3 protein-coding genes are annotated in these 13,211 nt (G+C 49.4%); all 3 read left to right on the top strand.

Annotated elements, in window-relative coordinates; genetic code table 11:
• Positions 1–3,679: amino acid adenylation domain-containing protein (locus NQS30_RS21200; RefSeq protein ID WP_350322345.1), on the top strand; the 3,679-nt coding region annotated here is incomplete at its 5' end.
• Positions 3,680–3,704: 25 nt separating this feature from the next.
• The gene (locus NQS30_RS21205) at positions 3,705–11,402 is read left to right on the top strand and encodes a non-ribosomal peptide synthetase (RefSeq protein ID WP_218791219.1); all 7,698 of its coding nucleotides are present in this window, start codon (positions 3,705–3,707) and stop codon (positions 11,400–11,402) included.
• A gap of 15 nt (positions 11,403–11,417) precedes the next feature.
• On the top strand, positions 11,418–13,211 hold a 1,794-nt coding region (locus NQS30_RS21210; protein ID WP_350322346.1), incomplete at its 3' end, for a condensation domain-containing protein.

The following is a 13,211-nucleotide window of genomic DNA, read 5'->3' on the forward strand; positions in this document are numbered from 1 at the left end:
GGCCATCAGAACGGAGCCGAAAGGAGACAAACGGTTTACCGATTACTTGGCGGAAGTCCGCCAGGCCGCGCTTGAGGCGTATGAGCATCAGGACTATCCGTTTGAAGAGCTTGTGGAACGGCTCGGTGTGCAGCGGGACATGAGCCGCAATCCGCTGTTTGATGCGATGTTTATTCTTCAGAATATGGAGCGAGAGGAGATAAATCTGGCCGGTCTGAAAGCGTCGCGATCAGAGCATACCGAACATGATGTATCAAGTTTTGACCTGACCTTATCAGCGGCTGAATCCGATGGAAACATCCGCTTTGAAATGGAATTCAGCACCGAGCTTTTTATGAAAGAAACGATTGAACGCTGGATGGGCCACTTACTGAATCTCTTGCGCCATGTTGCCGCCGAACCGGAAGTCACACTATCGAAAGCTGACATTTTGGATGAAGAAGAAAAACAAAAGTTACTGATTGAGTTTAATAACACACAAACCGAATTCATGCAAAAACACAAACTGTTTCACCAGTTGTTTGAAGAGAAAGCAGAAGAAAGGCCTCATCAGACCGCTGTTATTGAAGGAGCACAACAGATCAGCTATTTGCAGCTTAATGAGCGGGCAAATCGGCTTGCGCGAACATTACACAAAAATGGATTCGGTCCGGGAAAAAGAGCAGCTATATTGGCAAACCGTTCGATTGAAGCGATCGTCAGTGTTCTTGCCGTCATGAAATCGGGAGGGGCGTATATACCGGTTGACTCCCATTATCCCGAGGAACGGATTCGCTATTTATTAAAAGACAGCGCGGCATCCGTCTTGATGGTGCAGTCAGAATACAAAGAACTTGCTTCACAGCTGACGGATAACAATTTATTTCTCATTCAGCTTGATCATGAAGATCAATACGATATTTGTGCAAAGAATATTCAGCCGGCAGCGTCACCGGATGATACTGCATATATCATATATACTTCGGGAACAACGGGAACGCCGAAGGGAGTCGAAGTCAGAAATCGCAGCTTTACGCATGCAGCACTTGCATGGCGCAGGATTTATGAGCTTGATCTTATACCGGTCAGAGTGCTGCAGATGGCGAGTTTCTCATTTGATGTATTTTCAGGGGATCTTGCACGCGCCCTGCTAAACGGGGGAACGCTTGTCATTTGTCCGGATGACGTCCGGCTTGAGCCACAACAGCTTTATCAGCTCATTGATCAGCACCGTATCACGTTTATGGAGTCGACACCCGCGCTGATTGTTCCGTTTATGGAATATATATATCGCCGGAACCTCGCGCTGCAAAGTGTAAAAATACTTGTACTGGGTTCAGATATGATCAAGTCGCAGGATTTTTATACGCTTCATGAACGCTTCGGAAAAGAAATGCGGATCATTAACAGCTACGGTGTAACAGAAGCGACAATTGATTCTTCGTATTATGAAGCCGAAATGAGCGAAGAGCCGCGGGAAGATGATGTGCCGATCGGTGTTCCGCTTCCGAATGTGCAAATGTACGTCTTAAACAAAGACAAACAGGTCCAGCCGATCGGCGTTTTCGGAGAGCTGTATATCGGGGGCGCCGGCGTCGCAAAAGGATATTGGGGACAGCCTGAGCTGACAGAGGACGCATTCAGTGACCCGTTACAAACGGGAGAAACGCTTTACAGAACCGGAGATCAGGCTTGCTGGCTGCCGGATGGTACTCTTCGTTTTCAAGGGCGGATTGATAAGCAGGTAAAAATCAGAGGCTACAGAATTGAGACGGGAGAAATTGAAAGTGTGCTTTTGAAACACGATCAAGTCAAAGAAGCGGCTGTTACCGTGATGAAAGATGCTGAAGGACAAGCCCGATTAGCGGCATACATCGTTCCTAAAGAGGCCGATATCTCATCACTTCGCCAGTCTCTTATGCAGGAGCTCCCGGCTTATATGATGCCGTCTCATATTATCGGTTTAGACAGCATGCCCCTGACACTGAACGGCAAACTTGATAAATCGGCACTGCCGGCAGAAGAGATACATTCAACACAGGCATTTGTCGCGCCCGGCGATGAAAAACAGGAGATGTTATGCCGGATTTGGGAAGATGTGCTTCATGTTCAGAAAGCGGGAATTCATCACTCTTTCTTTGAGCTTGGGGGAGATTCCATTAAGGCGCTTCAAGTGTCAGCCCGACTCGCGGGAGAAGGCTGGAACATGTCGATCCGCGATTTGTTTCAGTTCCCGACGATTGCAGAACTCGCGAAGCACCTCATGCCGGCTGTTGCAATGGCTGATCAGGGGCCGATAGAAGGAAGCGCTCCGCTGACACCGATCCAGCAGAGATTTTTTGAGGAGCCGGGTGCGTTTGAGCTTCATTATAACCAAGCGGTCATGCTGTGCAGTGAAGACAGCCTCGAAATAGATGCGCTGTATCAGGCGGTTTGCGCGCTGACAGAACATCATGATGCGCTGCGAATGACTTTCACTGAAAATGAGCATGGGGAAACGGTTCAATATAATCGCGGAATCACAAAGCAGTATGAAGAAATCTTTACGCTTAACGTCATAGATATTTCAGAAGAAACTCAGCCCGAAAAACGGATAGCCGCTGAGGAAAAAGAAATACAGCAGGCTATGCGTCTTGATCAAGGGCCTCTGCTTCATCTCGGAGTGTTCCGGCAGAAGGAAGCCGACCATCTTCTTATAACGATTCATCATCTTATCGTGGACGGCGTGTCATGGAGGATATTGCTTGAAGATCTGCAGACAGCTTATCAGCAGGCATTGGACGGCAAACAAATCAAACTGCCGCCGAAAAGCGATTCTTATATAAAGTATGCCGAAGAGCTTTTTGACATTTCCAAAAGCAAAGCATTGCTGGAGGAAGCCGCATACTGGGACAGCGTGATGTCTAGTGAAACAGCGCCGCTGCCGAAAATAACTGATGAAAACGCCGGACGATTGCAGGAAAACGCGCGCACGGCATCGTGGATATTAAGCAGCGAAGTCACGAAACAGCTGCTGTTGGAAACACAGCAGGCATACGGAACGGATGTTCATGAATTGCTTTTAACGGCGCTTGGAATGGCGCTTCATGAGTGGACGGGTTCTGAACAGATCCTTATCAGCACTGAGGGGCACGGGCGCCAGGGGCATATGCCTGACATTGATATGTCAAGAACGGCAGGATGGTTTACATCTGTTTACCCGGTGCTTTTGGATATGAGAGTGCCGGGCGGCTCAGGCGAAAAAACCGCTCACCGCATAAAGACGGTAAAAGACATGATGAGAAGGGTTCCTCATCACGGAACCGGCTACGGGCTGCTGAGATATTCGCGAAACATTCTTTATAAAGACCCAGAAATAAGCTTTAACTATCTCGGTGCGTTTGACGGTCTTGAGGGAACGCTGAAGATGTCACCGTTCAAGCCGCAGCATGATATAGCGGCCGGGCGCATCCGCGAGTTTGATCTGGATATTAACGCGATGGTGGCGGCCGGGCAACTGGAGGTAAAAGCCGTTTATACCGATGTATTTGCACCGGGGGCAATCGAGGTCTTCATGAATCGTTTCCATACTCACATCGAGGACATCATCGCCCACTGTTCCGGCAAGAAAGAGCGGGAAAAAACATTAACGGATTACAGCCATACAGAATTGACCGCTCAAGCACTATCAAGCATTGAAGATCTCGTAAAAGGACTTTAATTTCATAAAAAGGTGTGTGGCATTCGTGACACAAGCGACAGAAATTCAAGATATTTACCCTTTATCATATATGCAGGAAGGCATGCTGTTTCATTCGCTTCTGGATTCCGGATCAAACGCATATGTCGAGCAGATTTCGTTTACAGTCAGCGGGGATTTATGCATTGATACATTCCAAAAAAGTCTGGATATGCTTGTCAGCCGTTATGATATTTTCAGAACGATTTTCATAAAAGAAGTGCCTGACCTTGAAGGACCGCAGCAGGTTGTCCTTTCACTCCGTGACACAGCCGTACAGACTGAGAACATTTCAGACTATTCGGAAGAACGGCAGCAAAGCATCATTAAGGAATTCAAGGAAACCGACCGGAATAAGGGCTTTGATCTGCAAAAAGGCCCCTTAATGCGCCTGACTCTTTTTCAAACGGGAGAAAACCGCCATACATGCGTTTGGACTCACCATCACATTATGATGGACGGCTGGAGCTTGGGCATTGTGCTGAAAGATTTCTTCAGCATGTATTATGCGATCCGAAACGGGCGGCCTGTAAACCTCAGCAGTCCGGCTCCTTACAGTTCTTATATCAAATGGCTCCGAAGCCGGAATAAAGAAGAAACGTCAGCGTTCTGGTCGCGCTGCTTGGAAGATTACGGAGAAGTCGTTTCCGTTCCGCAAACGAAGAATAAGCCGGCGCAAAACGGTTATGCATCTGAGCATTTTCAATTTTCCCTTGAGTCTGAAACCGTGCAAAAACTGACAGACATTGCCCGAAGCACCGGGGTCACGCTGAATACTTTATTTACGAGCATTTGGGGACTGCTTCTCCACCGTTACAACGGCACTGAAGATGCGGTATTCGGTTCAGTTGTTTCCGGCAGACCGTCAGCTATCGCCGGCATCGAATCCATGGCCGGACTGTTTATCAATACCGTGCCGGTAAGGGTGCGCGCGGCTGGGGATATGACTTTTTCTTCTCTTCTCAAAAAGGTGCAAAAAGAGTCACTCGCTGCGGAAGAGCACAGCTATTATCCGCTTTATGACATCCAAAACGAGAGCGGCCTGCAAAAAGATCTCTTGAACCACATCCTGGTTTTTGAGAATTATCCGGTTCAGATGCAGACTGCGGTAAACGGCTGGAAACAAACGGAAAGCAGTGCGCTCTCCCTTGAAAACTTTTCGATGGCGGAAGAAACCAATTACGATCTTAACGTCGTCATCGTTCCGGGAGAAGAGTTTTATGTGAAATTCAGCTACAATGCGGGCATCTACGATCGGGAAGACATGAAACGGATCAAAGGGCATATTCTGGAGGTCATCTCCTGTGTAACGGAAGATCCGGACAGGCTTTTATCAAGCATCAGTCTCGTGCCTCCAGAGGAAGAAGCCTTGATTCATTCGTTTAACGAAACGGACCGTCCGTACCCTGAGACAACCGTTCATGGGCTGTTTGAAGAACAGGCGGCAAAAACGCCTGACCAAGAGGCGTTGAGATATAACGGGGTAAGCTGGAGCTACAAGAAATTAAATCAGCGGGCGAATCAGATTGCGCATGCGTTAAGGGAAAAAGGCGCACGCCCCGACCAGATCACCGCTGTTATGCTGCGCCGATCAATGAGTACGGTTGCCGCTCTGCTCGGAATTTGGAAGTCGGGCAGCGCCTATATGCCGATTGATGCGGAATTCCCGCCTGAACGGATTTCATTTTTACTGAGAGACAGTGAAGCCTCACTGCTCGTGACTGAAAAAGACCTGCTCCCCCTCATTCCGCCGCATTTCAAGGGCAGCGTCGTCATCATGGAGGAAACGGTTTCCCAGCAGACTTCACCGCTTCCGCCGGTATCTGACAGCGGAAATTGGGCGTATGTCATTTACACCTCCGGAACGACAGGCCGGCCGAAAGGGGTGCTTGTACAACACAAAGCGATCAGCAATACATTGCAATGGCGGCGTGAAGAATACGGGATGACAGAAGGGGACATAGCGCTTCATCTTTTTTCATACGTATTTGACGGGTCATTAACGAGTCTTTTCACTCCGCTTCTGTCGGGCGCCTGTGTATTGTTAACTGATGAAGATGATGCGAAAGACGTCCTTTCAATAAAACAGAAAATCACCCGACACGGAGTGAGCCATCTTCTGATCGTTCCGTCTCTGTATCGCGTTCTGCTTGATTCGCTGACGAAAAAGGATGCGCAGACGCTTCGGGTGGTGACATTTGCCGGGGAAGCGGCCACTCCTGATATCGTGGAAGCGAGCCGCGGCATATGCCCGAATGCCGAGCTGCTGAATGAATACGGCCCGACGGAAAACAGTGTGGCCACGACGATTCTGCGCAACCTGCAAAAAAGCAGCCGGATTACGATCGGGCGCCCGATTGCCAACACTTCTGTCTATATGATGCACGGAGATCGGCTGCAGCCGGTCGGAGCCGTCGGTGAACTGTGTATTTCCGGAAAAGGTCTGGCGGACGGATATTTTCAGCAAAAAGAGCTGACGGACAAAGTCTTTACCCCTCATCCGTTTCGTGAAGGTGAACGGCTTTACAGAACGGGAGATGCAGCCCGATTTTTACCGGATGGAACGATTGAATACATGGGACGCTTTGACGATCAGGTGAAGGTAAGAGGTTACAGAATTGAATTAGGAGAAATCGAAACGGCACTCAGAAGTCTGTCCGGGGTAAAAGAGGCGGCAGTCACCGTGCGCAAAACGGCGGACGGGGAACAGGAGCTTGCAGCTTATGTCGTACTGGAAAACGCGGGTGTGACATTTGACCCTCATGCCGAATTGGCCGGGAGATTACCTGCTTATATGATACCGGGAAGCTTTACCAAATTAACGGAAATGCCGCTGTCTGTGAGCGGAAAACTTGATCGGGCCGCACTTCCTGAGCCGAAAGAAGCCGGGAGAACCGGTGATTATCAAGCTCCGCGCACAATGCTTGAGACTGAGCTGCTGTCTATTTGGCAAGAAGTGCTGAAACGGGAACACATCAGTATGAGAGATGATTTCTTCCAAATCGGCGGACAGTCGCTGAAAGCCGCGTCGCTTGTTTCAAACATACATAAACGGCTGCAAATTGAACTTGCCGTCCGCCATGTTTTTGAACATCCGACCATCGAGAGCATGGCCCGCTTCCTTGAACAGAGGAAAAGAGGAGAATATGCAGAAATCACGCCTGCTGTGGCAAAGGACTTGTACCCGCTATCTTTTGCGCAAAAAAGGCTCTATGCCCTTCATCAGCTTGCAGCGGACAGTACGGGCTATCATATGCCCGCTTGTCTGGAACTGAGCGGCAGACTCAACCGGGATCGCCTGCACGAAGCCTTTTCAGCGCTGTTACAAAGGCATGAAGCGTTACGCACTTCATTTGTTTTACGAAACGGGGAGCCGATGCAGCAAATACATGCACATGTCGATCTTGACCTCACAGAGATTCACATGCCATCCGGGAACCTTCTTCAAGAGGTGATGGAAACTTTCGTCAAACCGTTTGACGTGGAAAAAGCGCCGCTTTTGAGAGTGACTTTAGCCAAAGTTACTGAAGAACGTCATTTTCTGCTGCTTGATATGCATCATCTTATCGCAGACGGTGTGTCAATGAGCGTTCTGATTCAAGAATTGACGGATTTGTACAGAGGAAAAGAGCTGCGGCCGTTAAAACTCCAGTACAAAGATTTTTCCGTCTGGCAGCATGAGCGGTTTGCCGCTGAAGAATTCAAAAGACATGAGCGTTATTGGCTGGAGACGATCGGGGAAAACATTCCCGTACTTGATCTGCCGCTCGATAAAAAGCGCCCGCAGCTTCCTGATTTCAGCGGGTCCGCGGTTCGAACGCGCCTTCAAAAGGAAACGGCGGAGAATTTGCGCTGGCTCATGGATGAGACGGGTTCGACGCTGTATATGATTCTTTTGGCAAGCTACTCCTTGTTCCTTTCTAAATTGAGCGGGCAGGAAGACATTGTCGTCGGTTCACCTGCGGCCGGCAGAAGCCGCGCTGAGCTTGACGGGGTCATCGGCATGTTTGTAAATACCGTGGCAATGAGAAGCAGGCCGAAAGGGGATAAGACATTCCGCGCTTATTTAGAAGAGGTGAAAATGCTCGCCCTCGGCGCGGCCGAACATCAGGACTTCCCGTTTGAAGAACTTGCCCAAAAGCTTGATACACACCGGGAAGTCAATCGCAATCCGCTGTTTGATGCCATGCTCGTTTTGCAAAACAGTGATGATTTCGAAGTGAACCTTCCGGGCTTATCCGTTTCTTCACATGCAGTGAAGCATGACATTTCAAAATTCGACTTGACGCTTCATGCCGAGGAACGGCCGGATGGCTCACTGGATTTTCATTTTGAATACAGTACCGCGTTGTTTGAAAAGGATACGATTGAACGGTGGGCCGATCATTTTAAAGAGCTTTTAGGACAAATCGCATCGGATGATGAGCGGAAGCTGTCTGACATTCATTTGCTGGGCATAAACGAGCGGCAGATGCTTCTTCAAGCGGAAAATCAAACGGCGGAGTATCCGAGGCATGAAACGATTGTCAGTTTATTTGAAGCACAGGCGGAAAAAATGCCGGATCAAATTGCAGCCGTCATGTCTGATGAGCGTCTCACCTACCGCGAGCTCAATGAAAAGGCGGATCGAATCGCCGATATGCTGTCGGAAAACGGCATCCGCTCCGGACAGATTGTCGGAATTATGACCGAACGATCTCCGGATATGCTGATTGGGATTCTCGGTATTTTAAAAGCGGGAGGAGCTTATCTGCCGATTGATCCTGACTATCCGGACGAGCGGATTTCATTTATGCTGACTGACAGCGGCGCGCGTGTTCTGTTGACGCAATCGGGTCTTGGGATATCCGGAATGGACGGGCTGCCGGTTTTATACATCGATAAGCCTGAATCCGTTTCAGCAGACAGAACGAAAGAAATGATAACGCCTGAACAGCCGGCTTACGTGATTTATACATCGGGCACAACCGGAAAACCGAAAGGCGTTATGACGGAACACCGCAATGTCATCAGCCTTATCACACATAAAGGACTGCCGTTTGATTTCGGCTCTGAAGACGTCTGGACGCTGTTCCATTCCTATTGCTTTGATTTTTCTGTCTGGGAAATATTCGGCGCGCTCTTATACGGCGGAAAGGTAGTTATCGTGCCGAAAGACACAGCCCGTGATCCGCATTTGTACCGGCAGCTGCTGCAAAGTGAAGGCGTAACGGTGCTGAACCAAACGCCGACGGCTTTTTCCGGACTCATTCATGAAGAGGCCGGGCATACGGACAAGCTGAAGCTTCGATATGTCATTTTCGGCGGAGAAGCGCTTCAGCCCGGCATGCTGAAAAGCTGGAAAGAGAAGTACCCGGAGATGGAGCTTGTTAATATGTACGGTATTACGGAAACCACGGTTCACGTCACATGCAAAAAACTGAATATGGATGATATTGAGAGAAACAAAAGCAATATCGGCAGACCGCTGGAAACTCTTCATGCTTTTGTTATGGACGCCTATATGAATCCGCAGCCGATCGGAATTCCCGGTGAGCTTTATATCGGCGGGGAAGGCGTCGCGAGGGGATATGTAAACAGGGATGATTTAACCGCCTCCCGTTTCATCACGAATCCGCACGTTTCCGGCATGCGGCTCTACCGGACGGGTGATATCGCCAAAAGGCTCTTAAATGGCGAACTGGAATATGTCGGGCGGAAAGATGCGCAAGTAAAAGTCAGAGGCCACAGAATTGAGCTGGGAGAAATTAAATCAGCGCTGCAAGAGCTTTCCTCCGTGAAAGAGGCCGCCGTGATCACACGTGCTGATCAGCACGGTCAGCACTCCATTTACGCATACGCGGTCTTACACGGGAACGAAAAGATAAAAGAAGCAGAAATTCAGGCCTCTCTCAGAGCTTTTCTGCCGGAATATATGATTCCCGCCCGCTTGATAGAGCTTGATGAACTGCCTCTGACGGCGAATGGGAAGCTGGACGAGAAGGCGCTCCCGCAGCCTGAATTAAATGATAGCCATGGAGATGATATCAGCCTGAGAAATGAAACTGAAGAAATGATGGCTGACATTTGGGAAGAACTCTTAGGTGTTGAAGGCCTCGGTCCCAATGCTCATTTCTTCCATCTCGGCGGGGATTCGATTAAAGCGCTGCAAGTATGTGCGAGGCTGAAACAGCAGGGCTATGAAACGACCGTCCGCGAGCTGTTCGAGCATCAGACACTGGGAGAAGTATCGATGCGGCTCCGTAAAGTCCGCCGCGTGATTGATCAGGCTCCCGTCACGGGAGACGTGCCGCTGACGCCGATCCAGCACTGGTTCTTGTCGCAATCATTGCCGCATGATCATTTTAATCAGTCGGTTATGCTCCGCAGTGCGGACAGAATCAATGAATCTGCTATGAGAAAAGCGCTGGCACAGCTTGCGGTTCATCATGACGCATTACGGATCGTATGCGGCACGCAAAACGGATCGGTGACTCAATACAACAGAGTGGAAAACCTTTCTGAAGAAGAACTCTTTACGTTTGAAACGCATGACGTGAGAGGGAAAGGGTCATTACAAGAGGAGCACGCCGCAATTGAACAGGCGGCCGCCCGTATTCAAACTTCCATTCGGCTGGAGACGGGGCCGCTCGTAGCTGTCGGATTATTTCACGCTAACGATGGCGATCATCTGCTGCTTTCCATTCATCACCTTGTCATTGACGGTGTATCATGGCGGATTTTATTTGAAGATCTCACCGCGTGCTACAGGCAGGCGCTCGCAGGAAAAGAAACCGCGCTTCCGGCAAAAACCGATTCCTATCAGACTTACGCGAAGCAAATCTCTGATTATGCAAAAAGCCGCCGGCTGTTACAGGAAGCAGACTACTGGTCCGAAAGAGAAAAAATGGCGGTCGAACCGCTTCCGAAAGATGCCCGCATCTCTTCCAATCTTCTGAAAGATACAGATGTGATGACCGTTACATTGACGAAACAGGAGACTGAGCAGCTGTTAACGGAAGCGAACAGAGCATACACAACAGAGACGGGTGAATTATTGCTTGCCGCGTTAAGCCTTGCGCTGAACAGATGGACCGGAAACGAGACATTCAAAATCAGCATGGAAGGCCACGGAAGGGAAGAGCACTTGGAGCATCTTGATATCAGCAGAACCGTCGGTTGGTTTACGTCAATTTATCCGGTATTGGTTGACGCAAGTTTTCAAGATCAGGCTGATGACGGCGAGCGGCTTGGCTATCACATTAAGCGGACAAAAGACATGATGCGCCGCATTCCGCATAAAGGAGCGGGATACGGAGTGCTGAAATATATAAGCAAACTCTGGGAAGAGACGGAATCCGATTCTCCTGAAATCAGTTTTAACTATCTGGGACAGTTTGACCGTGAAATCCGTTCCAGCGGCTTTGGTGTTTCTCCCGTAAAAGCGGGAAATGAAGTCAGCCCAGACTGGGAACGTCCGTACACACTTGATATCAGCGGCTCCGTATCGTCGGAATGTCTCAGCATGCATGTCGTGTACAACCGTTTTCAGTATCAAAAAGAAACGATTGAAGTTTTGACGGGATATTTTCATGCCTTTCTCAAGCAGATCATCTCGCATTGCACAGGCAAAGAGGAGCGTGAATGGAGCGCCGCTGATTTCAGTGACGAGGAGTTAACGCTGGAAGATCTGAGTGACATTATGGGAGCCGTCAACAAACTATAGAAAAGGAGTGGCGCAATGGGGCAGCAACCGGAAATACAAGATATATATCCTTTATCTTTTATGCAGGAGGGCATGCTTTTTCATTCTCTGTTGGATCATGACTCAAGAGCCTACTTCGAACAAGCGGTGTTTACGATCAGCGGACAGCTTGACCGGGAACGATTCCAAAAAAGTATAGATGCTGTTTTTGAACGATACGATATTTTCCGTACGACATTTATTCATAAGAATGTGGCGAAGCCCCGCCAAGTCGTGTTGAAAAACAGGCCGAGCCGCGTTCAGTTTCATGATATTTCTCATTTGGACGAGAAGGCACAAGATAAATATGCCGACCGATTCAGAAAAGAAGATAAAGATAAAGGCTTTGATTTGCAGTCAGACCCTCTCATGAGAGTCTCCATTTTGAAAAAAGCGTCCGAACGCTATGTTTGTATCTGGAGCCATCATCATATCGTCATGGACGGCTGGTGCTTCGGGATTGTCATGAAGGAATTTCTGATGATCTATCAATCTCTCGGAGACGGACGGCTCCCGTCTCTCGAGCCTGTTCAGCCATATGGAAAGTATATTAAATGGCTCATGAAGCAGGATCGTAAAGAAGCCGAGATTTTTTGGAAAACGAGACTTGCCGATCTTGAGCAATCGGCGTCTCTTCCGAAAAAATCTGCAGAACCAAATGGCGAACTTGAGCAGGCGGTTTTCACCATTTCTGAAGAGCAGACAAATGAGCTGAAGAACATTGCGGCAAGGGCGGGAGCAACGCTGAATACAGTGTTCCAGGCACTGTGGGGCCTGTTGCTGCAGCGTGTCAGCCGCTGTGATGACGCCGTTTTCGGTTCTGTCGTTTCCGGCCGGCCGTCGGATCTCGCAGGCGTGGAAAAAATGGTGGGCCTGTTTATTAATACGATTCCCGTGCGGGTGAAAAGCGGTTCATTTTCTTTTCTGGAGCTCGTCAGGCATTTGCAGCAGGAGACGCTGCAAGCAGAAGCGTACAGCTATTATCCGCTGTATGACATTCAGGCGCAAAGCCCTTTGAAGCAAGCGCTGTTTGACCACATTATCGTGTTTGAAAATGTGCCGGCCCAGCGTGAAATTGAAAATGTGAGTCAGGCAGGTTCATTTGATTTTGCGGTAGAAGATTTCACGATGGAGGAAGTCACAAACTACGGATGCAGCATAAAGGTGATTCCGGGAAATTCTCTTTATATCCGCTTAAACTTTGATACCGGTATATACGATCGTGTTTTTATGAAGAATATTGAAACATTTTTACGGCATATGATGAAGTCAGTCATTTCCGACCCTGAAATGAGCGCCTCCGAGATCGCATTGCTTGATGCGTGTGAAGCCAGAAATATGCTGGATGCGTTTAACCGTACAGAAACGGTTGAACCGCCGGCTCCGACGCTTCACGGGCTGTTTACCCGCCGTGCCGCGCTTTCGCCGCATCGTCCGGCGCTCCGTTTTCCGGGCGGTATGCTGACGTACGCCGAGCTTGACCAGTACACAGACAGGCTCGCCGTTCGGCTCCGACAAAAAGGCGTCCGCAAAGAAAGCATGGTCGGCGTGCTCGCTGAACGCTCGCCGGAGATGGTGGTTTCTGTGCTTGCCGTGTTAAAAGCGGGCGGCGCCTACGTGCCGCTTGACCCGGAGTATCCTGAGGACAGGCTGCGCTATATGCTCGATGACTGCGGCGCTTGTCTCCTGCTTGCACAGCCGGGGTTATCCGTTTCCGGTTTTTCCGGAGAAACGCTAGAAGTGTCTCTTTCTGCTCTGACAAGTGAGGCGGAGACAGGGGCTGTCTCTGAC

Origin of the sequence: Bacillus sp. B1(2022) (assembly GCF_040259625.1) — a bacterium.
GTDB lineage: Bacteria > Bacillota > Bacilli > Bacillales > Bacillaceae > Bacillus > Bacillus velezensis.